The organism is Enterobacter sp. Sphag1F (assembly GCF_014193275.1).
GTDB classification, from domain to species: Bacteria; Pseudomonadota; Gammaproteobacteria; order Enterobacterales; family Enterobacteriaceae; genus Pantoea; species Pantoea symbiotica.
This window is the reverse complement of sequence record NZ_JACHZD010000004.1, coordinates 370,910-397,244: the sequence shown is the minus strand read 5'-3', so window position 1 is coordinate 397,244 and position 26,335 is coordinate 370,910. Positions and strand designations below refer to the sequence as shown.

General features: G+C 57.5%; 7 protein-coding genes. All 7 read right to left on the bottom strand.

The genetic code is table 11. From position 1 onward, the window contains the following. Positions 1–10: 10 nt before the first annotated feature. Entirely contained in the window at positions 11–2,041 is a 2,031-nt protein-coding gene (locus FHW71_RS15285; protein ID WP_179452200.1) for a capsular polysaccharide biosynthesis protein, read from the bottom strand. A 12-nt stretch (positions 2,042–2,053) separates the two neighbouring features. Next, positions 2,054–3,715 carry a polysaccharide biosynthesis/export family protein gene (locus FHW71_RS15280; RefSeq protein ID WP_179452199.1) on the bottom strand — a complete coding sequence of 554 codons (1,662 nt, stop codon included), beginning with the start codon at positions 3,713–3,715 and terminating at the stop codon, positions 2,054–2,056. Between the two features lie 23 nt (positions 3,716–3,738). Then, positions 3,739–4,887, bottom strand: coding sequence for a capsule biosynthesis protein (locus tag FHW71_RS15275; RefSeq protein ID WP_179452291.1), 1,149 nt, complete (start codon positions 4,885–4,887; stop codon positions 3,739–3,741). 305 nt (positions 4,888–5,192) lie between these two features. Then, positions 5,193–6,419 carry an HlyD family type I secretion periplasmic adaptor subunit gene (locus FHW71_RS15270; protein WP_008107279.1) on the bottom strand — a complete coding sequence of 409 codons (1,227 nt, stop codon included), beginning with the start codon at positions 6,417–6,419 and terminating at the stop codon, positions 5,193–5,195. Next, the gene (locus FHW71_RS15265) at positions 6,416–8,587 is read right to left on the bottom strand and encodes a type I secretion system permease/ATPase (RefSeq protein ID WP_179452198.1); all 2,172 of its coding nucleotides are present in this window, start codon (positions 8,585–8,587) and stop codon (positions 6,416–6,418) included. The genes FHW71_RS15270 and FHW71_RS15265 overlap by 4 nt, the downstream gene beginning before the upstream one ends. Then, complete coding sequence (locus tag FHW71_RS15260; RefSeq protein ID WP_179452197.1) at positions 8,584–10,035, bottom strand: TolC family outer membrane protein; 1,452 nt, start codon at positions 10,033–10,035, stop codon at positions 8,584–8,586. The genes FHW71_RS15265 and FHW71_RS15260 overlap by 4 nt, the downstream gene beginning before the upstream one ends. 74 nt (positions 10,036–10,109) lie before the next feature. Then, the gene (locus tag FHW71_RS15255) at positions 10,110–26,204 is read right to left on the bottom strand and encodes an Ig-like domain-containing protein (RefSeq protein ID WP_179452196.1); all 16,095 of its coding nucleotides are present in this window, start codon (positions 26,202–26,204) and stop codon (positions 10,110–10,112) included. Positions 26,205–26,335: the final 131 nt, after the last annotated feature.

Below are 26,335 nucleotides of genomic sequence, written 5' to 3'. Positions count from 1 at the left end.
AAAATTACATTTATAAGTGCAGTTTTATTTTGCAAAACATCTTTATCTTTCGCACATTTCTTTTCAATTTGTCCCATTTATTCTTCCTGATTACTAACGCAGTGCGTGGTGTACCAATCAATATTTCTACCGCTTCTTCGGCGGTTATCGCTTCCCATCGTTGTGGATGGATATAGGTGGGATATCTAATTAATACTTGATACACCATTTCCTCAAGCCGTAACTTACGTTGACGGCGTTCACAGCGATGCTCATCGTGCGTGAGTCCCCAGCCGGCATAAAATGGTAAGCCATAGCAGTAAACGTGTTTTCCATGTAATAAGGCTTCAAAACCTGCGAGAGAAGTCATGGTATGAACCTCATCCGCGACCTGAATACATTGTATGATATCCGCATCTAGCACTTGAAAATCAGCATATTGAGAGACTATATGCTGTGAAATATGCCCCAAACGATTACCTACTAGTACATCAGGGTGTGGCTTATAAATAATATAAGCGTCAGGATTTCGCTCACGCACAATGCTTAACAGTTTTAAATTAGTGTTAATTGAAAAAGCACCCTTTTGAATAGATGCGTCAGTTTCAACCTGTCCAGGCACTAATATTATGCGTTTCCCGTACGATTCCGCTGGAACACTAAATTCCGCCCCCAAATTGTATTTACTCAATTTGCTGGCAACCAGTCGTTTCATCAGTTTTTCAACACGTGAGAGTTGCGTAGTACTCAGCATGCTCTTATTAAGCATATCTTCTAAGTCACTTGGCCGGGTTGCATCGTAATAAATACCCCTCTTATCCAATACCAGAGATAGCGGAGCCAGGAGATCAGAACCCAATCCGGATGATCGTAAAAAACCGTCTTCCATACGCCAGATCGGTAAATGGCGTGCATTAGCCTCCTGTTCCCAACGTCGTTCACCGTGAACTCCCCAGACTACGCAAGCTGTGGTCTCAACACAGGGACGCGAAAAACTTAATCTGTTGACTCCGGTATCCAAAAATGGTTTGAGGATGCTGTATTTCCACAGCGATAATCCTGGCGCCCAAAGAGACCCGTTTCGTTGCTGCTGATGGCGTCTCTGCAATTTCATCCAGTTAAGCACATCAAATAAAGTTGCCGGTTCACCGTTGGCCGGATTGATATAACGGCTATAGCGTAAGTAGGCAGCGGAAAATAACTCAAGTAAGCTGGCTCGCCCTCGCCGCCGGCTTAATTCCTGCGCTTGCGGATGTCGATCATCCGTTAATCCCCAACCTGAATACCAGGGTTGCCCGTAGCAGGTGACTGGTTTGCCTGCCATTAAGGCTTCAAAACCAAAGTGCGAGGTCACGACATAGACTCGCGCAACATGTCGCAAAAGTGAATATGGACTAACGTTATCAGCTATCAAGTGAATACGCTGGCTAGCTTCCAACTCCCGAAAATATCCCGCCTTCTTTCCTTGCAATACATCAGGATGAATTTTAATCCAGATGGTTGCCGTGGGATTTTCTCTCAACGCAGCGTCCAGCATATTGTCAAAATCAGCAGGTCCAGCATTTCCATAACTGACTGACATATCACCAAACGTCTGATCAATGACTAAAACAATGTCTGCTGGAACATGATGTTCGACAACAAAGGGCGGCGCCTGATTATATTTCGATAGATCTTCTGCAACGATGATGCGCATGGCGCTTTCCGCCTCCGCTGCGAGTGCTTTATTAGCATCCCGGTCGCGGATAAGTATCTCCAACGCGCTTGGCTGATTGGCATCGTAGTAGATGCCAACATTATCCAGCACCATCGAGAGTGGCGGTGCACCATTCACGCCGAGATCCAGTGAGCGAATAAAACCATCTTCCAGTCGCAGCACCGGCTTACCTGCATTCAGTGCGCGCGCCACAGGCTTATGCACACTTGGCCGGTGCCCCCATACCGCAATTGAAGCAATGTCATCGGCGATGGGCATAAAGGGCGATAACTTCTGGCACGGCTGTGCCAGAAAATTGGTCAAATGTGGAATACGCCAAATTCCTGAAGAGAAAACACCGATCATTTCTGCTCTGCCTTACAGCGTTAACACGACTTTCGCTGCTACTGCTAGTTGATACAGGATGGTTGAAAGTCCACGAGTGACTTCGATGTTCTTCGACTCGTACTTCGGCAGCACCATCAACTCGTCACCAGGATTGATTTGATCAACATCCTCTGCATTTTCAGCGGCGCCGTTCTGGCGTATGACAATCACTCTGGCATTACCCGACTTCTGCGTCAGACCGCCGCACTTCGCTATGTAATCTTTCGGACGTAACCCCTTTTCCCAGCTCACCGCATTAGGGAACAACACCTCACCGTGTACCAGAACCAACGACGTTTTCTGAGGGATGCTAATGACATCGCCATCTTCCAACAAAATCCCGTCGAGGTTTTTCTGATTGATGATCACTTCACCTTTAGGCACAACGTTGCGTGCTTTGGCCACAAAGCGGCTGATCAATTGCGCTTCCTGTACGCGTAAGCTGGCCTCTTCTTTAGTCGATGACTGGGCAGATAGAGACGCTTCTTCGAGTTTTTGCAGCGCGACGTTCATCATCTCTTTCTGACGAGCCGCCACTGAGGGACGATAAATTTGAATGGCGGTCATCTGCGACATGCTATTCGGACGGATTTTCGCCAGAACGGCGCGCATGTTGGAACCGTACGGTAAGATCATCGCATGCTCACCGGAGTGCGCACCCTCGATGCGCACCTGAATGGTGCCGGCATAGCGGTCGGTGCTGACAATTAAGGTGTCACCATCCTGCAACATGCGCCCGGCTGCGGTGCCAATCGGATGATATTCGCTGCGCTTCGCCAAACCTTGCTTACGAATGATGGTGATATTGGTGGCTCCGGGTTTAGGTCTTGCCCAGCTCAGGGCTTCGGTAACCGAAATGTTGCTATGGCGAAATTCGAAGTCATAGCTGTTGAACACATCGCCCTGCACGCTAAACGTATGCTGGCGCGGCCCAACCACAATGGTGTCGCCATCAGAAAACTGCGACAAGCCCAGTTTACCGTTGAGTAAAAAATCATACAGATTGATGCTTGAACGTACTTTATTGCCACGCTTCACGTTGATGTCCACGTAGCTGCCACGATCGGGATCGATGCCGCCCGCCTTAATCAAATAGTTGAGCAACGAATCTGAAGTTAAGCCGCCATACAGCCCCGGATTGCGTACAAAACCAGTCACATACACTTTGACGGGCTGCGCCTGCAGCAGTGAGGCGTAGACACTGACATTAGATTGGTAAACCTGCTTCACTTTACTGATAACCAGCGCATTAAGCTGGCTATTGCTGACGCCAGCCACTTTGACCGGCCCCACATTTGGCAGAAAAATATTGCCCTTTGGATCAACCTGAAGCGCACCATCAAAGGTAAAGGCTCCCCACAAACGCACCTGAATGCTATCGCCGGGGTTAAGCACATAGTTTGGATTAAAGCCGGTGGTTGCACCGCTGTCTGCACTGGTGCCATTAAACAACTGCGCACCAAACATACGGCTCAATGCGACGGGAATAACGGCCGGTGGTGCGTCAACAAATCCAATCTGGTTTTGATTACCTGATAAAAATGATTGCGACGCTGTTCCCGATAAAATGGGGTCAGCCATAATGTCTGTGGCTGCGCGAATCGGCAGAGCGAGACTAACGGTAATCAGTAATAGTGATGATAATAATTTCATAGCAAACTCATTTTGCGACAGCATTAATCCCGGTGGTCTTCAATTACGGCAAGCAGTAATTTAAGCGTGCCAAACATCAGGCAGCACACTAACAACCAACAAGCAATTAAATAAGGTGTGTTAGGGAAGGTAAATTCTTGCGGTAATTGTGGTGAACTAATAACTGATAACACTTTCAATTTACGCGCAGCTTCTACTCGGGTTTTTTCAATGGCAGTCAGCGCTAATTTATACAATTCATTATCAAACGCGACCTTTGATTTTATCTCTTCGAATTCTGCCGCCATGTGATTTAATTTTTCACCCTGCGGCGCAGTGATTTTGCCTTTTTCACTTTCGATCTGCGCCTGCATGGAATCAATCGCATTACGTAAACTCACCACCTGGGGCGCATCGTCACGTAAGTAGGTCAGTAGGTTGCGCAATTCCGCTTCCATTTGCGTCTTCTGTCCGATCAATGTATTGACCAGCACATTCGCTGCTAAGGCCTGCGCTTCAGGATCCAGTACGTTATTACTATTTTGATAGGCAAGGAGTTCATCCTTGCTGATTTTTAAGCGCAGACGGGCTTTCTCCATCTCTGCTTCAGCAAAACTAAGCTGTTCGCGGGCAATATGATGCGAAAGCTCATTAATAAAACGTTCTGATTCAATCAAAACTTCACGATTAAAACGCAGTGCGAATTCCGGACTAAAGCCTTGCGTCTGTAGCGTAAGCAATCCGGCTCTATCGTCGTAGGTTACGCTGATGCGCGAGCGATAATGGCGCAACAAACCTTCAGCACTCTCTCCTGCCGGCAACTTATTGAGGAAATCTAATCCGCCCTCACTGAATGCCTGATAAAAATTGAGTTTTTTATCAAGCGTTAGCAGCATATCCGGTGAGTTAATATACTCTTTGAGGTAAAAAGCATCTTCCACTGAACTTGGATTAGAAGCGCCCAATAGTAATCCGACATTAAGATTATTGCCGGCAAGATCATCTGAACGTTTAACGGCAACCTTTGATTCACTCACATAGCGCGGCTGACTAAAAATAGCCAGATAAACAATTAACAGCATCATTGGCGCAACAATGATAATTTTCGCCAGATGCTTTTGGATACCCGCCAGGGTGAAAACCGATAAATGCTTGCGTAAGCTGTTCTTCCTGGAGTTGTCTTTCATCAATATGCATCTATCATCAAAATTTATTTAAGTATCAGGTTTGAGTTTTATTGATACGTCTTGGTAAACGCCGCCGTCATGTTTGGTCATTCCTTATAAGAAAAGACTCGCATGAATATATATCCAACATAGTGGCGGAGATTTAAGAAATGACTTGATTTACCCGCAGGTAAACCTCAGGACATTTCTCATAGAGAATAAATATCAGGGTAAGAGTGTTACACGTTAATCATTCGGCTTAAAACTTTGGTTAAAAAAAACGCCGCGACTCTCAAAGAATCAACGGCGTTTTCAATTAGGTAACGACGAATTTAACGTTCGCGCATCGCCTCTTTACCCTTATTAAACGGCTTAATCAGATAATCCATCACCGTCTTCTCTCCGGTCTTAATATCCACGGTAGAAACCATGCCGGGACTGATAGAGAAGCGCTTACCGGCTTTATTCTGCACATAGTCGTTATCGGTGCGGATAAACACGCGGTAGTAGTAAATTTCCGGTTTCACCTCATCCTGAATGGTATCCGGCGAGATGCTCTCCACCACGCCGTTCAGGCCGCCATAAATGGCGTAGTCATAAGCCGAGATCTTCACCACTGCCCGCTGGCCGGGACGAATAAAGGCGATATCGCGCGGTGACAGGCGCGCTTCAATAAGCAGACGATCGTTCATCGGCACGATGTTCATCAGCTCGCCATTGGGTGGCACCACGCCGCCCACGGTCGAGACTTTGATGTTTTTCACTATACCGCGCATCGGTGAGCGGATGGTTAATCGCGTCACCGTGTCTTCGCGCCCTTTCACCACTTGCGCCATGCTGTCGGCTTCGGCGTTGGCTTTCGCCAGCTCCTCGCGCGCCTGCACGTAATATTGCGAACGCATATCGGTGAGTTTCAGCTCCAGATCCGATTTATCGCGCTGTAAACGCAGCACTTCCACGCTACTGGCAGCGCCGGTTTTCGCCAGACGCTGCGTGATGGCCAGTTCGCGGTTGGCCAGCGCCAGCGACTCTTTGAACTGCGCGGTGGCATCGGTCAGCTGCGCGCGGCGAGTTTTGTACAGCCGCGTTTCCGACGCAATCAGATCGGGAAACTTATTCAGCTCCGCCGGGAAACTCAGCGGCTGATCGTTCACTTCCGCATTGAGGCGCGAGGCGGCAGCCAATGCCGCACGATAGCGCGCCGCACTTTCCCCCACATTGGATTCCGATCGCGTGGCATCCAGACGCGCCACCACTTGTCCGGCCTGCACCTGATCGCCTTCATGCACATACAGTTCGGTGAGAATGCCGCCTTCCAGTGATTGCAGCACCTGATCGCGCGAGCTGGGAATCACTTTGCCGGTACCGGTTGAGACTTCATCCAGCACGCCAAACCATGCCCAAATCACCGTAACGAGGATCAGTGCGGTGCTGATGACGATCAGCCGCACCGCGCCGGTGTAATGGGTTTCAGATCGCAGCTCACCCAGCAGATCGTCGGAGGAATCCACTTCTGCCGCCGTTACTAAGCGCAGTCTTGCCGGTAATTGTTTGATCATGATTGCGCCTCCGGCGGAATGCCGTTAGCACGCGGTGCCGGCAAGGCGTTCTCTTTCGGGCTATCCATCACCAGTTGTCCCTCTTTCAACACCAGCACACGATCCACCAGCGCGAGGATCGCCGCACGGTGCGTTGCCACGATCAAGGTGCGGCCGTTGAGCCACTGACCGAGCCGTTCGATAAACTCTTTCTCGGTGTGATCGTCGAGCGCCGCCGTCGGCTCATCCAGCAGGATAATGTTGGGATCGCGCAGCAACATGCGCGCCAGCAGCAGCGACTGACGCTGACCACCAGAAAGCCCAACGCCGCCTTCCATGATCGGATGATCAAGGCCGAGCGGCAGACGACGAATGAAATCCGCGCCGCCGCTGACGGTGAGCGCGCCGAAGATGGCATCATCGGTGGCGTGTGCCGCGCCCATGGTGAGATTTTCCCGCAGCGTGCCGTGGAACAAGCGCGCGTTTTGCGTCAACAGACCCACGTTGCGCCGCACATCCGCTATATCAATGTGCGGCAGGCTGAGGTTATCCAGCCGTAGTTCACCGCCGACCAAATCGATGCCGCCGATCATCGCCTGCAGCAAGGTCGATTTACCCGAACCGTTGCGTCCCAGCACCGCGATGCGCTCGCCCGGTTTGATGGTCAGGCTTTTAATGCGCAGCGCGATGTTCAGAGAATCGGTGTAATAACGGAACATCGCATCGGTGAATTGGTAGTGACCAAACAGCACCGGCGTATGAATGCGCGTTTCGTCTTTGCTGTTCTCCACCGGCAAATTCATCAACGCATCAAGGCTGCCTTTCGCCGCTTTCACCTGTTGCCAGCGCGCCAGCACGCCGCACAGCGTGGCCATCGGCGCAATCATGCGTGAAGAGAGCAACGACGCCGCCACAATCGCACCGGTGGTGATATCACCGTTGATCACCATCGGCGCACCGATCACAATCACGCTGGCATATACCAAACCTTGTACGGTGACGCCCCAGGTAATCAGCGAGTGCATCACTTTGCGCATCTCCACGCCGGATTGCGCGGTAATGCGAATGTAGCTGTTCCACTGTTGCAGGAAGCGATCTTCCGCCTGCATCAGCTTGATATCCTCCAACCCTTGCACGCTCTCCACCAGCACCGCATTACGCAGCGTCGACTCTTTCAGGTTTTGCTGCGCCAGCTTCGAAAGCTTCTTCTGGCTCAGCACGCCCGGCAAGATCATCAGCAGCACCGCCACCGGCGCAATCCACGCCAGCTGCGGCGCAATAATCGCCATTACCAGCAGGAACAGCAGGAAGAACGGCATATCGACAATTGCCGTTACCGTGGTGGAGGTGACCATTTCGCGGATCGCCTCCAGCTCGCGCAGCTGTGAGATAAAGGTACCGGTCGAACGCGGCACCGCACTGTTACGCAGCCGCAGCGCATGGCCAAATACCCGATCGGAGACGCGCATATCGGCGCGCTTACCCAGCAGATCGGTCACGTGATCGCGCCCTACACGCAGGATGTAAGTGAACACCACCGAGATGATCACGCCGATATACAGCACGTACAGCGTGGGATAGGACTGCGCCGGGATCACCCGATCGTACACCTGCATCGAGAAGATAATGCCGACCAGCGCCAGCAGGTTGATCAGGAAGGATCCGAGCATCACATAGCCATACGGCCGCAGATCGTGCAGCACCAGACGGCGCAGCCAATCCGGTTTCACCGTGGCGAGATAGCGATCGACGCGGCTGTCTTTGGCCGCGGTAACCGGACGCAGCGCGGCGGCAAAACGGATTTCCGGCAGCAAGGTTTCCAGCGCAATCGGCGCTGGCTGTTCATCACCGGCGAAATGCACCCGCACTTCATCATCGCCATCAAACTGGGTGATCACGCCCACCTGACCGTCGGCCAGTTCGATCGCCAGCGGCAAGCGCCAACTGGTGATCTCCCACTTATTCTCTTCATACAGCTGCAACGATAAACCGGCCTGGCGCGCCAGATGGCGCAACGCTTTATCGCGCGACTGTTTGCCTTGCCATTCGGCAGCGGCCATGATCATGCCTGGCGAACAGGGCAAGCGATAATGGGTGGCAATCAGGATGATTGCGGTGGCCCATCCGTGTAAGGGCACGTTTCCCCCGGACGCGCTATCGGGCGCGTCGGGAATCTGTAATTGCGTCATGGCTGGATCTCCACGGACTGGATCCGCTGATTATTCAAGGCAAACGCCGACCGCATATGCCCGGTGCTGTAGAGGCAATCGAGCTGCAGTGAGCGTAACTGACTGATGGTTTGCTGAAGCGTGAAACGGGTCTGGAACACTTCCTGCTCGGCGTTGAGTACATCCAGCAACGGACGCGTGCCGAGTTGCAGATACTGATCCTGATACAGCGACTGGGTTTTCTCGCCCAGCGCCTGTTGCCGACCCATGATCGCCAGGCTGAGCGACAGGCTTTGCGACTCGTTCTGCGACTCGCTTAACTGCTGACGCGCTTTGAGCCGTGCCGAGTTAACAGCGGCATTGGCGGCTTGCAGCGCATTGGCTGCTGCGTCCCGGCTGGCGGTGATACCGCCGCCCTGATAGAGCGGCATTTCTACTTTCACAAATGCCGAATACTGAGTGCGATCCAGCGATTCGCTGCCGGAGTAGTGATTGTTGAGATAATGCGTCACCTGCGGTTCCAGCGAGATGGTCGGCATGTTTTGCGCGTTGGCATTATCAAGTTTGGCCTGCGCCTGATTAGCCTGCGCCCAGGCGGCCAGCACCGACGGATTGAGCTTGTCATCGGCTTTCGCCACCTGACAGGATTGCGTGAGTTTGGTGGGGAAATCGTCGCTGACTTTTTTCACCAGCGGCCAGCCAAGATAGGTCGCCAGCGTGGCGCGCCAGCGATCGAGGTTAGCCTGATATTGTATCAACGTAGTGCGCGCCCCTTCGATACGCGCATCGGTTTGCGTGGCATCCGAAAGCGACGCCGCGCCCTCTTCATTACGCTGTCGCGCCAGATCGCCAATCTTACTCAGCGCCGTGAGCTGCTGTTGCGCAATGATCACCAGTTGCTGATAACCCTGCACTTCCACCAGCGCTGCGGCGGTATCGTGCGCCACGGTATCAATACTCACCAGCACGTTGGCCTGCTCCTGCGCCACGCCCGCTTCTGCGGAACGCACCGAACTGCTGACCTTGCCAAAGTCATACAGCATCTGCGAAACCGACAGCACAAACGACGGGCTGAAGCCCTTTTCGCTGTATGCGTTGCTGTAGCCGTTGTTCATGCCAGCACTGATTTGTGGATAATATTTGGCTTTCGCCACATCAACTTGATTGGCCTGCTCCAGCATTTTCCCTACCGCCTGAGCGATATCGGGATGCCACTGAATGGCGCGCTGCACCGCCTGGTTGATGGTCAGAAAATCGGGGACGTTGGCGAGGGCGGGTTCCGCCACCTCACCGGTTAATGAAGGCAGTTCTTGCTGTTGCGCTAAACCTGCTGAGGTAATTTGCCCCGCCCGGGTTAACGCGTCACTGGCCGCTAAAAGTTGAGAACTGTAAAGTAAAGCCATGCCCGCACAGAGAACGCTGAGCTTAAACGAACGGCGAAAAGTTGCGCCTGAGTGCATCAGTTCCATCGATAGTCCACCAGTCAATAAAGAGAAAGGGGCACATCCCTGTGCCCTAACTGCATCCCTGCATCACATAGCCATTAAGCCGTGTGGTTTTGGTGCGGTTGTTGCAGCAGTTCCTCCAGTGAAACGTTCACGCCTTCCAGCGTAATCAGTTGAGTACTGCTGTAACCCGTACCGCTACCATCACGGTCGATCGAGAGCACCGTATTGCCATCTGAAGTATGATCCACTTTCACGAAATCATTAATATTACTTGTGGAATCATTCCAGCCGATAAGCAAGTTACTGACGTCAATTTTGTCGCCTTGCGCAACATTGAAGTCGGTCCAGGTATCGTGACCGTTACCGCCGGTGGCATCCGCGCTCGCCAGCAAGTGATAAACCAGTGTATCTGCGCCGGCACCGCTGGTGATGGTGTCGTCGTAGGCACCGCCGGTCAGCGTGTCAGCCCCCGTGGTTCCTGTGATGGTTGGATGCAGCTCGATGGTGAACGACTGCGTGGTGATGGTGCCATCGCTTGCTGCCAGGGTGTAACTGAACACCTCTTTATGGGTGATGGATTGTCCATCCACGCCCGCATTCAGTGAGTAGGTGTAGCTACCGTTGGCCGCAATACTCAGCACACCAAAGTCCCCGGCAACCGACGTATTACCCACGCTGTGAACCGTGGTGATATCACCGTGTTCATTAGTGATACTCAAGGTTCCGGTATGCGTACCGGTTGATGAGCCATAGATGCTGCCGCTGGCGTCGTGGTCGCTGGTGTTTTCTGCCACCAGGCTGTTAGTCGCCAGCAGCGTGCTGGTTGACGCACCGTTATGCAGGTTCACCGTCAGGTTGGCCGAGGTCACCGCGCCGCTGGCATCACGCACCGAATAGGTGAAGACGTCGGTGGCTGGCACCAGATCGGCATCCAGTCCCGCCTTCAGCGTATAGGTGTAGTTACCGTGCGAATCGATGGTCAACGTACCGTAGCTGCTGGTGATCACCGTGTTACCGCTGGCCGCAATCGCATGTCCTGTCACCACGGTGACCGCCGTCCCGTTCGGTACCGTACCGGCGACTGAACTGGTGTCGTTGGTCAACAGGTTGCCGGTGACGGTAGCCGCCACGGTCAACGCCAGCGTCGTGATATCCGACGTGGTGGTAACCGTAGTTGATGGCAACACGCCAACGCCGGTGCTGGTGCCTAACAGCACGGCATAGTTACCGGTGCCGAGGTTGCTGTAGGTCACGTTGCCACCGGTTTGCGTACCAATGGTCAGGATGGTGGTGATGTAGTTGGCGTTGCTGGATTTCAGCAACCAGGTGCCGTTCGCCTGCTGTTGATACAGGTACAGCGTGTAGTTAGACGTCAGAGCAACCAGGCTGGTGGCCGAGGCGTGTAACGTCACGGTACGGGTATCGCCGGTTCCCACGTTGAACATGTAGGCGTTAGTGTTGTTCAGAACCCCCACTCCCACCGTGCTAAGCAGGTTAACGCTCAGCAACGCGGTACTGGTCGAACTGGTATTGGCGTTGGTGATGGTGCCAGTTTGCGTGGTGTAATCCACTTCGTTGACATCATTCGCTGCCACGATACGAATCGCACCGGTCAGTGACGAGCTGGTCGATACGTTGCCCGCGCGGTCGGTCTGAATCACCGACAGCGAAGCACCGGTGGTCTGCGCCGTGCTCAGGCTAACCGACCATGTACCGCCGCTACCTACCGTCGCCGTACCCAGCGCGTTACCGCCCGCATCACGTACCGTTACCGTTGCCCCCACTTCACCGCTACCGGTGACCGTGGTACCGGCATCGTTGATCGCCAGGCCGCTAACAGCAGCCGGAGGCACGGTATCAACGTTCACCGTCACCGCCGTGTTACCGGTGCTGACGTTACCCGCTGTATCGGTAACCGTTACGCTCAACGGATGCGCACCGTTCGCCAATGCGGTTGGGGTGTAAGTCCAGCTGCCACCTGCACCAACAGTTACCGAGCCGAGCGCGGTAGTGCCATCGTAGATGGTGACAATCGCACCCACTTCCGCCGTACCGTTCAGTACCGGCGTGGTGTCACGAGTGTACGCGCCATTGGTCAGCGTCACTGGCGTGCTGCCAGCGTCGTCAGTAATGGTGAGCGTACTGGCCGCTGGCGCGACGGTGTCGATGGTCAGCGTGGTTGAGGCATTCGGGCTCACGTTGCCCGCCGCATCGGTCGCCGTCACGTTCAGCGTGTGCGTGCCATTGCTCAGCGTAGTCGAGACGAAGCTCCAGGTACCGCCGCTGCCCACCGTGGTGGTGCCGAGCAATGTGGTGCCGTCGTACACGCTGATCCTTGCGCCGACTTCACCGTTACCACTCAACAACGGTGTGTTGTCGTTGGTGATGCCATTGTTCGGGATGGTCACCGCCGTGCTGCCGTTGTTATTGGCGGCCACAAGGTTGGTCACAGCCGCTGGCGGCGTAGTATCGATAATCACCGAGGCCGACGTCGTGCCGCTGACGTTACCGGCGGTATCTGTCACCGTCACGCTCAGTGGATGCGTGCCGGTGGTCAATACGCCAGTAGTGAAGGTCCACGCGCCCGAGCCATTGGCAATCGCCGTTCCCAGCAGCGTGCTGCCATCGTAGATGGAGACACGGCTGCCCGCTTCCGCTACGCCACTCAAGGTTGGCGTGGTGTCATTGGTGGAACCGCCGCTCGGCACCGTAGTGTTGGTGACGTCGTTAGTGATCACCAGCGTTGACGCCGTTGGTGCCACGGTATCTACGGTAATGGAAACCGTCGCCGACGCGCTGCTGGTGTTACCCGCTGCATCAGTCACCGTCACGCTCAGTGGATGCGTGCCGTTGCTCAGCGTGGCGGTAGTGAAGCTCCATGCACCCGAACCATTGGCGGTGGTGGAACCAATCGCAGTAGTACCGTCGTAGATGGTGACAATCGCGTTCGCTTCCGCCGTGCCGCTCAGGGTTGGCGTGGCGTCATCGGTAACTGCACCGTTCGCCAGCGTCCCCTGAATCGTACCGACATCATCGGTGATCACCAGATTGGTTACCGGATTCGGTGCCACAGTATCAATCGTCAAGGTGGTTGAGGCGTTAGGGCTTACGTTGCCCGCCGCATCCGTTGCCGTGACGTTCAACGTGTGCGCACCGTTACTCAGCGCCGTTGAAACAAAGCTCCATGTGCCGTTGCTGCCCACCGTGGTGGTGCCCAGCAGCGTGGTGCCATCGTAGACGCTGATGCGTGCGCCAATCTCACCGGAACCGGTCAACAACGGCGTATTGTCGTTGGTCACGCCGTTGTTCGGAATGGTCACCGCCGTACTGCCGTTGTTATTGGCGGCAACAAGGTTGGTGACAGCCGCTGGCGGCGTGGTATCGATAATCACCGAAGCGGAGGTGCTGCCGCTGACGTTACCGGCCGCGTCCGTTACCGTGACGCTCAATGGATGCGTGCCGGTGGAAAGCACGCCGGTGGTGAAAGTCCATGCGCCCGTGCCACTGGCAATCGCCGTACCCAGCAAGGTGCTGCCATCGTAGATGGAGACACGGCTGCCGGCTTCGGCCACACCGCTCAGGGTTGGCGTGTTGTCATTAGTGGAACCCCCGCTCGGCACCGTGGTGCTGGTGATGTCGTTGGTGATCACCAGCGTTGACGCCGTTGGTGCCACTGTATCCACGGTGATGGAAACCGTCGCCGATGCGCTGCTGGTGTTACCGGCCGCATCTTTGACCGTCACGCTCAGCGGATGCACGCCGTTGCTCAGCGTCGCGGTGGTGAAGGTCCATGCGCCGCCCGTTCCGGCCACCACTGAACCCAACACCGTGGTGCCATCGTAGATGGTGACAATCGCATTGGCTTCCGCCGTACCGCTCAGGGTTGGCGTGGCATCATCGGTCACCGCACCGTTCGCCAGCGGACCCTGACTTGCCCCCACATCATCGTTGATCGCCAGGTTAGTGACGGGCGCCGGTGCCACGGTATCCACCGTCAGAGTCAGCGTTGCGTTCGGGCTAACGTTGCCCGCTGCATCTCTCGCCGTGACGTTGAAGGTGTGCGCACCATCCGCCAGCGTTGGCGTGGTGAAGCTCCATGCGCCGTTACTGCCGGCGGTGACAGAACCGATAATCGAGGTGCCATCACGGATAATCACCAGGCTGCCCGCTTCTGCCGTACCGCTCAGCGCTGGGGTGTTGTCATTGGTGCTGCCGTTATTGGCAATCGCTACCGGCGTGCTGCCGTTGTTGTTGGCCGCAGCCAGACCGGTTACCGCCACCGGCGCGACGGTATCAATAATCACCGTGGCCGAGGTGCTGCCGCTGACGTTACCGGCGGCATCTGTGACCGTGACGCTCAGTGGATGCGAACCTTGCGCCAGCACTGCAGTGGTGAAGGTCCATGCGCCGGTGCCACTGGCAATCGCCGTACCGAGCAGCGTGCCGCCATCGTAGATCGACACGCGACTACCGGCTTCCGCCGTGCCGCTCAGCGTTGGCGTGCTGTCGTTAGTTGAACCGCCATTCGGCACCGTGGTGCTGGTGACGTCGTTGGTGATCAACAAGGTTGAGTTAGCTGGTGCCACCGTATCGACATTGACCGTAAAGTTGGTCGCCGCGCTGGTGTTGCCCGCCGCATCGCGCACCGTCACGCTCAACGGATGCGATCCGTCGCTCAGCGCGGCGGTGGTGAAGCTCCATGCACCGCCCGTTCCAGCCACCACAGAACCCAACACCGTGGTGCCTTCCGAGATAATCACGATGTTGCCGGCAGTTGCAGTACCGGTCAGCGTTGGCGTGTTGTCATCGGTAGCGGCACCGCTGGTGAGCGTTCCTTGTGACGCACCCACGTTGTCAGAGACCACCAGATTGGTGACCGGCGTTGGCGCAGTTGTGGTCACGGTGAAGCTGATTGCCGCATTCGGACTGACGTTACCGGCGAGGTCGGTAGACGTCACGTTCAGGGTATGCAAACCATCCGCCAGCGTAGGTGAGGTGAAGCTCCATGCGCCGTTGCTGCCAGCGGTGACAGAACCGATCACGGTGGTGCCATCGCGGATAATCACTACGCTGCCCGCTTCCGCCGTGCCGCTCAGCGCTGGCGTGTTGTCGTTGGTGTTGCCTCCTGCAGCAATCGCCACTGGCGAACTGCCGTTGTTATTGGCTGCCGCCAAACCGCTCACAGCCGTTGGTGCCACGGTATCCACGAGCACCGTGGCAGTGCTGGATGCCACGCTGGTGTTACCCGCTGCATCGGTCACGCGGACGGTCAGTGGATGGCTGCCTTCGCCCAGCACCGGTGAAATAAAGCTCCATGCGCCGCCTGTTCCGGCGGCAACCGAACCGAGCAAGGTCGTACCATCATAAACGCTGACGATACTGCCCACTTCCGCCGTACCGCTCAGGGTTGGCGTGTTGTCGTTGGTCGAACCGCCATTTGGCACAACCGTGCTGGTGACGTCGTTGGTAACCACCAGCGTCGAGGCGTTTGGTGCCACGGTATCGACGGTGAGGTTCACCGCCGCAGAACGTGGTCCAATATTCCCCGCCGCATCCGTCACGGTGACGCTCAGCGCATGTCCGCCCTGGCTCAGGGTTGGCGACGTGAAGCTCCATACGCCGAGGCCATTGGCGGTGGTCGAGCCGATAACGGTGTTGCCATCATAAACAGTGACAATGCCGTTGGCTTCAGTGGTACCGGTAAGCTGCGGTGTGCTGTCGTTAGTCGAGCCATTGTTGGCAATTGGCACTGGCGAGCCACCGTTGTTATTGGCGGCGGCCAGATTGGTCACTGCTACCGGGGCAATGGTGTCGATGGTGATCGTAATTGGATCCGATTGCACCCCATTGTTACCGGCGGAGTCAGTTACAAGAACCGAAAGCGCATGAGAACCGTCAGGTAAGGACGTTGGCGTGTAAGTCCATTGCCCATCTGCACCGGCGGTTACACTTCCCAGTTCGGTTGCACCGTCGAAGATTCTGACAATGTTGCCCGCCGTCGTCAGTCCGCTCAACGCTGGCGTGCTGTCTTTGGTATTCGCACCATCGCCCAGATTCACCAAGGTGCTACCGCTGTTATCGGTGATCTGCAACGTCGTGGTTGCAGGAGGCAGCCCCGCTTCGATATTGATTGTAAAGTCCGCAGAAGCGGGCCCAACATTACCGGCCAGATCCTTGACGGTAACGGTAAAGGTATGCTCACCGTTACTAAGGGCCGCAGGCGTAAATGTCCACGAACCATTAGTGGCAGTAACCGTACCCAGCAATGTGGAGCCATCGTAAATAGACACCACGCTGCCGGTGGCGGCTGAACCACTTAATGTCGGTGTGTTGTCATCAGTGATCGCGCCATTCGTCAATTCGCCAGTGCTACCACCCACGTTGTCGTTAACCACCAAATCGGTGACCGCAGCCGGTGGCACGGTATCGATGTTGATAGTAATCGGCGTGGCTTCTGGTCCGGTGGTACCGGCGGCGTTGGTGACCGACACGGTGTAGCTGTGTTGACCATCTGCGCGCACGCTGGTTTCGAAACGCCACACGCCGTTATCACCTACCGTGGTGGTGCCGAGTAAGGTGCTGCCTTCGTAGATGTTAATGGTGGTGCCCGCGACGCCGGTACCGCGCAACACTGGCGTGTTGTCGTTGGAGTAACCGTTATTCGCCACCTGCGAGGCCGTGGTATTGGCGTTGTTGTAGACGCCAAACGTCAGCACCGCCGCTGGGGTTGAGGTATCCACCGTCAGCGATACCGAGGCATTGGAGCTAATGTTGCCCGCCGCATCGGTCACAGTGACGTTCAGCGTATGAGTTGCATCAGTCAGCGTGCTGGTGGTGATGCTCCATGCGCCGTTGCTGCCTGCCACGGCTGAACCCACTAAGGTGGTGCCGTCGTAAACCCGCACGATGGCATTGGCTTCCGCCGTGCCGCTGATGGCTGGCGTGTTGTCATTGGTGATACCACCATCCGCAATGGTTACCGGTGAGCCACCATTGTTGTTTTGCAGCAGCAGGTCGTCAGCAGGCTGCGGTGCGGTGGCATCCACCACCACGGTAAAGCTGGAGGATGGCGCACTGACGTTGCCGACCTCATCGGTCACGGTGGCGGTCAGCGTATGCGAACCGTCGGTCAGGGCTGGAGAACTAAAGCTCCAGGTTCCGCCTACCGTGGCCGTGGTGGTACCGATCACCGTGTTGCCATCGTAGATAGTGACCAGACTGCCCGCTTCCGCATTCCCGCTCAGCAACGGCGTGTTGTCGCTGGTGGTTGCGCCATTCGGTATCAGCACAGGCGAGCCGCCGTTGTCATTGTTAACCACCAGCGTGGTTGGCGCTGGTGCAACACTGTCGACGGTGAAACCGATCGCCGGTGACGCCGTACTCACGTTTCCTGCGGCATCTACCACGGTGGTGGTCAGACTGTGCAGCCCTTCTCCCAGCGTTGGCGATGTGAAGCTCCACTGGCCGTTGCTGCCCACCGAAGCACTACCGATGATGTTTGTGCCATCACGGATAATCACCGTGCTGCCCGCTTCGGCGGCACCGGTGAGGAATGGCGTGTTGTCGTTGGTGAAACCACCGTTGGTAATCGCAACCGGCGACGTGCCTTCATCATTGCTGGCAACCACGTTCAACGCCGCAGCCGGTGGTGTGGCATCGATCACCACTCCGATGGTGCTCGGCGCACTGACGTTGCCCGCCGCATCGCTGGCAGTGACGCTGAAGGTATGAGTGCCATCCGCCAGCGCAGTCGCCGGCGTGAAGGTCCAGGTTCCGCCCGCACCGACGGTAGTCGATCCCAGCACGCCGTTCTGATCGGACACCGTGATGATGCTGCCTACCTGTCCAGAACCGCTCAGCACTGGCGTACTGTCGTTGGTGAGACCGCCGTTTGGAATGTTAACTGGCGTGCCGATATCGTTGGTCAGCGTCAGCCCGGTTGCTGCTGGCGGTGCCACGGTATCAACGGTCACAGTAATAGTGCTGCTGGCCGGTCCGGTGTTACCCGCCGCGTCACGTACCGTCACGCTCAGGTTGTGGGTGCCATCGGTCAGGCTGGGTGAGAAGCTCCAGGCACCCAGCGCATTGGCAACAGCGCTGCCGAGCACGGTGGTGCCGTCAGACACAATCACGATGCTGTTCGCTTCCGCCGTACCACTCAGCACTGGCGTGTTGTCGTTGGTGGTACCGTTGTTGGCAATCGGTACCGGTGAACCGCCATTGTCATTGTTGAGCGCCAGCCCAGTTGCCGCGCCAGGCGCAACGGTATCCACCGTAAAGGCGATGGCCGTGGACGCCGGGCCGACGTTACCCGCCGGATCGGTGACGGTCGCCGTCAGGCTGTGATCGCCTTCGCCCAGCGTTGGCGTGGTGAAACTCCATTGGCCGTTACTGCCGACAATCACGGAGCCCAGCACAGTGGTGCCATCCAGCACCGTCACCGTGCTGCCCGCTTCGGCAGTACCGGCAATCGCTGGTGTGGCATCGTTGGTGGTGCTGCCTGCGGCGATGGTGACTGGTGTACCGCCGTTGTTGTTGTTAAGGGTAATCGCCGTTGGAGCCACCGGCGGCGTGGTATCGATGCTGAAGTTCAGCGCCGCAGATGGCGCACTGACGTTGCCCGCAGGATCGGTCACGGTGGTGGTCAGGCTGTGTGCGCCCTCGCCCAACGCCGTGGCAGGTGTAAAGCTCCAGGTGCCGCCGCTGCCGACCACCACCGAACCGAGCACCAGGCTGCCATCAGAGATGATGACCGTGCTGCCCACTTCGGCGTTGCCGCTTAACACTGGCGTGGTGTCGTTTGTTGCGCCACCTGCCGCAATCGGAACCGCCGTTTGGCCGGAATCATTGCTCAACTGCAGACCGGTCGCCGCTGATGGTGCCTGCGTATCCACGTTAAAGGTGATAGCGGTAGACGGTGAGCTGCTGTTGCCAGCTGCATCCGTCACGGTCGCCGTCAGGCTGTGACTGCCCTGACTCAGCGCTGGCGTAGTGAAGCTCCATGCGCCGCCGCTACCCGCAATCGCCGTGCCTAATACGGTAGTGCCATCACGAACGGTGACGATGCTGCCCGCTTCGGCACTGCCACTCAACACCGGCGTGGTGTCGTTGGTGGCGCCGCCCGTAGCAATCGGCGTTGGGGTACTGCCCTGATCGTTATTGAGGACCACCGCCGTAGCCGCTGGCGGTGGCGTGGTGTCGATAGTCACCGCAATCGCCGTTGATGCCGGACCCACGTTACCCGCCGTATCGGTGACGGTCGCGGTCAGGCTATGCGTCCCCGGATCAAGAGGCGTAGTTGGCGTGAAGCTCCATTTGCCATCGGTACCGACGGTGGTGCTGCCCAGCACCGTAGTGCCATCACGCACGGTAACCACGCCGCCCGCTTCGGCGCTGCCGCTTAATACCGGCGTTGTGTCGTTGGTGCTACCGCCAGCGGCAATTGGCACTGGCGTACTGCCATTGTCATTGCTGAGCTGCAGCGCAGTGGCGGCGGCTGGCGGTGTGGTATCCACGTTGAAAGTGATAGGTGTTGACGCACCGCTGCTGTTGCCCGCCGGATCGGTGACGGTAGTGGTCAGGCTATGCGCGCCATCGCCCAGCGCGGTGGCTGGCGTAAAGCTCCAGCTGCCGTCGCTGCCCGCCGTCGCGGTGCCCAGCACCGTGGTACCGTCGCGCACCGTGACGGTGCTGCCCGCTTCCGCCGTGCCACGCAAAATCGGCGTGCTGTCGTTGGTGATACCGCCAGAGGCAATGATGGTGCCGCCATCGTTGCTCAACTGCTGGCCGGTTGAGGCGGCTGGAGCCTGGGTATCAACGGTGAAGTTGATTGGCGTAGACGGATCGCTGACGTTACCCGCTGCGCTGGTGACGGTGGTGGTCAGGCTATGTGCGCCTTCGCTCAACGCTGGCGTGCTGAAGCTCCAGCTGCCGCCGCTGCCGACCACAACGGTGCCCAGCACGGTAGTGCCATCCAGCACTGTTACCGTGCTGCCCGCCGCTGCCGTACCGCTGATCACCGGCGTGGTGTCGTTGGTTGCGCCGTTATTCACAATCGGTACTGGCGTGCCGCCGTTGTCGTTATTCAGCACCACGCCACCTGCCGCTGGCGGCTGAGTGGTATCGATATTGACGGTAATAGGCGTCGATGCCGGGCCAACGTTACCTGCCGCATCGGTAACGGTAGTCGTCAGCGTGTGCTCACCCGCCGTCAGTGGAGTGGTTGGGGTCACGCTCCAGGTACCATCAGTGCCAACGGTCGCGCTGCCGATCACGGTAGTACCATCAAGCACCGTTACGATGCTGCCCACTTCCGCCGTTCCGCTCAGCGCTGGCGTAGTGTCGTTAGTGGTGCCGCCTGCGGCAATCGGTACCGGCGTCGTGCCTTCGTTGTTGCTCAGTTGCAGACCCGTCGCCGCCGCAGGTGGCGTGATATCCACGGTGACCACAATTGGCGTAGATGGCGCACCGGTGTTGCCGGCTGGGCTGGTGACGGTGGCGGTCAGGCTGTGACTGCCCTCGTTAAGTGCTGGCGTGGTGAAGCTCCATGTTCCGCCGCTGCCGACGGTCACGGTGCCGAGCACATTGCCGCCATCAGAAACAGTAATGGTGCTGCCCGCCGCTGCGGTGCCGCTCAATACTGGCGTTGCATCGTTGGTTGCCGCGCCAGAGGTAATAGGAACTGGCGTGCCGCTGGTGTCGTTACTCAGCTGCACACCGCCCGGTGCTGGCGGTGCCGTAGTGTCGATGGTGAAGGTTAATGGCGTGCTCGCTGCGCCGGTATTGCCCGCCGCATCGGTCACGGTGGTGGTTAGGCTGTGCGTACCATCGCCGAGCGTTGGAGAGGTAAAGCTCCAGTTGCCATCGTTGCCGACGGTAACCGAACCCAACGGCGTGCCGCCATCGGAAACAGTCACAATGCTGCCCGGCTCCGCGCGACCACTCAATACTGGCGTCACATCGTTGGTGGTGCCGCCATCCGCAACCGGCACCAGCGCACCGCTGCCATCATTGCTGAGCTGCAGATCGGTGGCGGCTGCGGGTGGTGTGGTATCAACAATCACAATCACCACTGACGATGAAGGGCCGACGTTACCGGCCGTATCAGTGACGGTGGTGGTGAGATTGTGTTGACCCTCAGTCAGCGGAGTGCCTGGCGTGAAGCTCCAGTTGCCATCGGTGCCGGTGGTTGCAGTGCCCAGCACGGTGGTGCCATCGCTCACCGTAACGGTGCTGCCCGGTTCGGCGGTGCCGTTCAGAGTTGGCGTGGTGTCGTTGGTGGTGCTACCTGAGGCCAGCGGCGTACCGTCGTCATTGGTGAACTGCACATTGCCCGCCGCCGCAGGCGGTTGGGTATCAATGGTCACGGTGACTGGCGTCGAAGCCGGACCGGTATTGCCTGCGGGATCGGTAACGGTTGAAGTCAGGCTATGGCCACCATCGCTCAACGGTGGCGTGGTGTAACTCCAGGTGCCGTCTGTACCTACCGTGGTGGTGCCGAGCACAGTGGTGCCATCCGAGATGGTTACCGTACTGCCCGCTTCACCGCTGCCGGTCAGCGTTGGTGTGTTGGTGTTAGTGCTGCTGCCATCCGGGATCGGCACGCCAGCACCATCTTCCAGACCCACGCCGGTTGGTGCGCCTGGCACCACGGTATCGATGGTGATGTTGATGGTTGGCGAATCGGTATCCACGCCGGTGGTGGCGTTAGTGGCGACAGCGTGGAAAGCGTAGTTGCCATCGGCCAGCGCCGCTGGCGTGAAGTTCCACTGCCCATCGCTGCCCGCGACGGTGCTGCCAATGACGGTGGTGCCGTTATACAGCGTAATGAGATCGCCCGCGCCCGCCAGCCCGCTTAGAATCGGCGTGGTGTCGTGGGTGCTGGAGTTGTTTGGCAGTTCAACCAGCGTGCTGCCGCTGTCGTCGGTGACCACCAGCAAGCTGCTGGTCGCCGGAACGCCGGCATCGACATTCAGGGTAAATATCGGCGACGACGGGCTCACGTTGCCTGCCGCATCGGTAACGGTGGTGGTCAGGCTGTGTTGGCCGTTGGTCAGCGCGTTATCTGGCGTGAAGCTCCAGCTGCCGTCGCTGCCCGCTGTCGCTGAGCCCAGCAATGTGGTGCCGTCATACACGCGCACCACCGATCCCGCTTCGGCGGTGCCGGTCAGGGTTGGCGTGCTGTCATCGGTGATAGCGCCAGAGGTCAACGGACCGGTGCTGCCACCGACGTTATCGTTGACCACCAGGCCACTGACCGGCGCTGGCGCGATGGTATCTACGCTGAAGGCGATCGGTGTGGTCGCCGGGCTGACATTACCCGCTGCATCAGTGACGGTGGTGGTCAGGCTGTGATTGCCCTCCGCCAGCGTCGGCGTGGTGAAGCTCCAGTTACCGTCGCTGCCAACGGTAACGGTGCCAAGCACGGTGTTGCCATCCAGAATCGTGACTTTGCTGCCCGCTTCCGCCGTGCCACTCAGCACTGGCGTCGCATCATTGCTGGCCCCTCCCGCAGCAATCGGCTGCGTAATGCTGCCCGCGTCGTTGGTGAGTTCCACACCGGATGCCGCATCCGGCGCGATGGTGTCCACGATGATGTTGATGGTTGCAGTATCAGTAACGTTGCCGTTGGCATCGGTAATGGTGCCATGCAGCGCGTGCGGGCCATCCGTCAGGCCGCTGAGGTAGAAGATCCATTGGCCGTTACTGCCCGCCGTGGTGCTTCCGAGCACGGTAGTGCCGTCATACAGCGTGATGATGTTACCAGCACCCGCCACCCCGCTTAATACCGGGCTATCGTTGTTGGTGCTGGCACCGTCAGTCAGCTGCGCTACGGTATTGCCGTTTTCGTCCGTTACTTCCAGCGACGAGGTGGCAGGAGGAATGTCTGCATCGACGGTGATAACAATCGGCGGACTGGCTGGGCCAACGTTACCGGCCGTATCGGTTGCCGTGACGGTAAAGGTGTGATCGCCGTTGCTCAGCGCTGGCGTGGTGAAACTCCAGGTGCCGTCGGTGCCCACGGTGGTGTTGCCCAGCAGCGTGGTGCCATCGTAAATGCTGATAGTGGCATTCGGCTCGCCGGTGCCGCTCAGGGTTGGTGCGCGGTCATCGGTGGTGTCGCCGGAGGTTAATGGTCCTTGTACCGCGCCCACGCTATCTTCAATCACCAAATTGCCCACCACGGCTGGCGGCGAGGTATCCACCGTCACGGTGACCGGTGACGATGCCGGACCGGTATTGCCAGCGGGATCGGTGACGGTGGTGGTCAGGCTGTGATTGCCATCAGCCAGCGTTGGCGTGGTGAAACTCCAGTTGCCATCGCTGCCGACGGTTGCAGTGCCGAGCACGGTGGTGCCATCCAACACCGTCACGGTGCTGCCCGGTTCGGCCGTGCCACTGAAGGTTGGCGTATTGTCATTGGTGGTGCTGCCTGCGGCAATCGGCACCACGGTTCCGCCATTGTTGTCACTCAGTTGCAGATCGGCTGCCGCCGCAGGCGCAACGTTATCAATGGTGATAGTGAGCGTGCCGGAATCGGTCACATTGCCGGTGGTATCCGTCGCCGTGGCGTGGAAGGCGTAAGTCCCGTCTGGCAGCGCGCCAGGCGTAAAGCTCCACTGACCATCAGCACCTGCCACGGTGCTGCCCAGCAGCGTGGTGCCGTTGTACAACTCAATCACCGCGCCCGCTGACGCCAGGCCGCTAAGAATTGGCGTGGTGTCATGCGTGCTCGAGCCGTCTGGCAGGATTTTCAGCGTACTGCCGCTGTCATCGGTGATTTGCAGCGTACTGGTGGTCGGCGCGACGCCCGCATCAACCGTGAAGTTCACCCCGGTTGTCGCTGGACTCACATTGCCCGCCGCATCGGTCAGCGTCACGCTCAGCGTGTGCTGGCCATTGTTCAGCGCTGGTGTTGTGAAACTCCAGGTGCCATCGCTACCGACAGTAACGCTGCCGAGCAGCGTGCTGCCGTCGTAGATTTTAACGATGGCGTTAACTTCGCCGTTGCCGCTCAGCGTTGGTGTGTTGTCATCGGTAGTCGAACCCACAGTGATTGGGCCGGTAGCTCCGCCGACGTTATCGCTGATCACCACATTGCTGGCCCCTGCTGGAGCCTGGGTATCCACGGTGAAGGTGATCGGGCTGGAGGTTGGACCAACGTTCCCTGCTGCATCGGTGACGGTGGCAGTAATGCTGTGGCCGCCCTCCGTCAGCGTCGGTGAAGTGAAGCTCCATGTGCCGTTGCTGCCCACGGTTGCGGTGCCGAGCACAGTATCGCCATCACGCACGGTGACGGTGCTGCCCGGTTCTGCGGTGCCGCTCAGTACCGGCGTGGTGCTATTGGTCGCGCCACCGGAAGCGATCGGTTGCAGCGTGCTGCCATCGTTATCACTCAGCGTGACGCCACCGGCTGCGGCTGGTGGCACGGTATCCACGGTGATGGTGATAACCGGCGTTTGCGTCACGTTGCCAGAGGTATCGGTTACCGAGGCGTGGAACGCGTAACTGCCATCTGCCAATGCGGCTGGCGTAAAGGTCCACTGTCCATCGCTGCCCGCGACCACGCTACCCAACACGGTGCTGCCGTTATACAGCGTGATCAGTGCGCCAGCGGTTGCCAAACCACTCAAGGTTGGTGTGTTGTCGTGCGTGCTGCCGCCATTGCTGAGCTGCACCAGCGTATTGCCGGAATCGTCGGTGATTTCGAGCGAGGTGGTGGCCGGCGGAATACCGGCCTGCACGTTGATATCATAAGGTGCTGAAGGCGCACTGACGTTGCCCGCGGCATCGGTTAAGGTCACGCTCAGGCTGTGGTTACCGTTGCTCAAGGCGGTGGTGGTGTAACTCCAGGTTCCATCGCTACCCACAACCGCCGTACCCAGCAGCGTTTGCCCATCGTAGACGCTGACAATCGCGCCAACTTCACCGCTGCCGGTAAGCGTTGGCGTGTTGTCATCGGTAGTGCCGCCATTGGTTACCGTGCCGGAACTGCCGCCCGAATTATCGTTGACCAGCAGGTCAGTTACTGCTATCGGAGCTTGCGTATCCACCGTGAAGGTGATGGTGGTGGCTGGGCTGGTATTCCCCGCCGCATCGGTTGCGGTGATGCTCAGCGTGTGGCTGCCCTGACTAAGTTCGGGGCTGGTGAAGCTCCAGGCACCGTTGCTGCCGACAGTGACACTGCCGAGTACGGTATCGCCATCGCGGATGGTGATAATCGAGCCCGCTTCAGCGGTTCCGCTCAGCACTGGCGTGGTGTCTTTGGTCGCGCCGCCGTTGGTGATTGGCTGCGCAGTGGTACCGCTGTTGTTAATCACACTCAAGCCGCCAACGGCGGTTGGTGCGACGGTATCCACAGTGAAATCTACCGGATTGGTTGCCAGACTGGTGTTACCCGCCGCATCGGTAACGGTGGCGGTCAGGCTGTGCTGACCGTCCGCCAGCGCAGGCGTGGTAAAGCTCCAGCGGCCATCCGCGCCAACGGTCACCGTGCCGAGTAGCGTCGTGCCATCGTAAATGCTGACAATGGCGCCCGCTTCAGCGGTGCCGCTCAGGGTTGGCGTGTTGTCATCGGTAATCGCGCCCGCACCAATCGCGCCCTGATACGGCCCAACCGTGTCGTTAATCACCAAATCCGTGATGGCGGTTGGCGGCGTAGTGTCATCGCCACCACCGGGATTGTTTGGGTTGGTAGGATTGGTCGGGTTAGTGGGATTGCCGCCGTTGTTGCCGTCATCGGGGTTACTCGGCGTGGCATTTCCGCCACCGCCACCGCCACCGCCCGAACCGGCAAACATCGCACCTAAACCAGCCAGCGCCGCACCACCAATACCGAAGGCGGCGATGGTGCCGTCATTGGTGGTGTTTTCCGCTAACAGCCCTTCGGTGCTGTCGATTGAGACGTAATGGAAACCTTCAGTACCGGGATCTTCAACCCACCACATCGCGCCGCGATCGTCCTGCAGGACCAAATCGCTATCACCGTTCGGGCTGTAAAAATTATGAATAACAAGGACTTCACCAGATTTTGTGGTGACGACTAAATCATTACCATTGCGTGTGAAAGACTTAATATCAGACTGATTAAGATGCAGCTTCACCAAACTCGGAGCGGTCAAATTAACTTGATTTCCACTCAGCTCAGAAGCAACGGTCCCACCTTTTGGGGTTACTGAGATATTATTCATGTTATCGAGATCCCGCGAAGTTCCATTAAAATGCCCGGCATCCGCAGACACCGGCTTTTACCGTGAATAATCACCATGAATATTCACTTTTTCTCTTGTTCGATCTCACATAGGCTAAGAATGAAATCGCG

What these genes read in the sequence shown, in the direction of transcription:
- FHW71_RS15265 (WP_179452198.1), bottom strand. Translation starts at nt 8,587, where the DNA reads ATGACGCAATTACAGATTCCCGACGCGCCCGATAGCGCGTCCGGGGGA.
- FHW71_RS15260 (WP_179452197.1), bottom strand. Translation starts at nt 10,035, where the DNA reads ATGGAACTGATGCACTCAGGCGCAACTTTTCGCCGTTCGTTTAAGCTC.
- FHW71_RS15280 (WP_179452199.1), bottom strand. Translation starts at nt 3,715, where the DNA reads ATGAAATTATTATCATCACTATTACTGATTACCGTTAGTCTCGCTCTG.
- FHW71_RS15270 (WP_008107279.1), bottom strand. Translation starts at nt 6,419, where the DNA reads ATGATCAAACAATTACCGGCAAGACTGCGCTTAGTAACGGCGGCAGAA.
- FHW71_RS15285 (WP_179452200.1), bottom strand. Translation starts at nt 2,041, where the DNA reads ATGATCGGTGTTTTCTCTTCAGGAATTTGGCGTATTCCACATTTGACC.
- FHW71_RS15255 (WP_179452196.1), bottom strand. Translation starts at nt 26,204, where the DNA reads ATGAATAATATCTCAGTAACCCCAAAAGGTGGGACCGTTGCTTCTGAG.